A 1,241-nucleotide genomic window follows, 5' to 3' on the forward strand; every position below is an offset into this window, starting at 1 on the left:
TCCTTCCTGATCGCCGGCCTGGCTTCCGGCGCAGCCGCGCTTTCGTATGCCGAGTTCGCTGGAATGATCCCCCGCGCCGGCTCGGCCTACACCTACGGCTACGTGGCCCTTGGCGAAATCATCGGTTGGTTCATTGGATGGGATCTGCTGCTGGAATACATCGCCATCGTGGCAGTGGTGGCCATCGGCATCTCCGGCTACTTTGATGCTTTCCTCTCCGGCATCGGCATCGACATGCCGACGTGGATGACGTCCACTGCCGACGAGGGCAAGGGCGGCATCATCAACCTCCCGGCGATCTTGGTCTGCCTTCTGGTCACGTGGATCCTGAGCCGTGGAACCAAGGCCTTTGGCCGGTTCGAACTTGTAGCGGTGGCCATCAAGGTCATCCTGATCCTGTTCATCATCGGCTTGGGCATTTTCTACGTCAACGCCGAGAACTACAACCCGTTCATGCCCAGCGGCTTCGGTCCGGTCATCGCCGGCGCCGCAACCGTCTTCTTCGCAGTGTTCGGCTATGACGCCATGAGCACAGCGGCCGAAGAGGCCAAGGACGGCAAGAAGCACATGCCCAAGGCCATCATCTTGTCCTTGATCATCGCCATGCTCCTGTACGTAGCTGCCACGCTGGTCCTGACCGGTATGCAGAACTACAAAGACATCAACCCCACCGCCGGCTTCGCTTCAGCGTTCCAGGGGGTTGGACTGCCCGTCATCGCCACCATCATCTCGGTGTTCGCGGTACTGTCCATCCTGACCGTCATGCTGACCTTCCTGCTGGGCGTCACCCGCGTGTGGTTCTCCATGAGCCGCGACGGCCTGCTTCCCGGCTGGTTCGCCAAAACGGACCGGCACGGCACGCCACAGCGCGTGACGTGGATTGCCGGCGTCGCTTCCGCATTCCTCGCCGGCGTCTTCCCCATCAAGGAAGTAGCCGACCTCACCAACATCGGCATCCTGGCCGCCTTCGTGGTGGTCTGCGTTTCTGTGATTGTTTTCCGCTACACCAAACCCAATGCTCCGAGGACGTTCCGGTTGCCGCTCATGCCGATCGTCCCTGCCTTCGGCGTCCTGGCCTCCGCCTTCCTGATGTTCCAGCTGCATTGGGAAACCTGGGCCAGGTTTGGTGTGTGGCTGGTCATCGGCCTGGTGATCTACTTCGCGTACGGTCGCAAGCACTCACTCATGAACCCGGACAGCCCCCGCCACAAGGTGGAAAGTAAGCCCTTGGCGTAGTTTGT

Annotated in this window: 1 protein-coding gene; it reads left to right on the forward strand. The window is 60.9% G+C overall.

Going from position 1 to position 1,241, the window contains the following annotated elements; all coding sequences use genetic code 11:
- On the forward strand, nt 1–1,236 hold a 1,236-nt coding region (locus HP499_RS24395), incomplete at its 5' end, for an amino acid permease (protein WP_172326595.1).
- Between the last annotated feature and the right edge of the window lie 5 nt (nt 1,237–1,241).

Source organism: Paenarthrobacter sp. CM16 (assembly GCF_013179505.1).
In the GTDB taxonomy this organism is placed as follows: Bacteria; Actinomycetota; Actinomycetes; order Actinomycetales; family Micrococcaceae; genus Arthrobacter.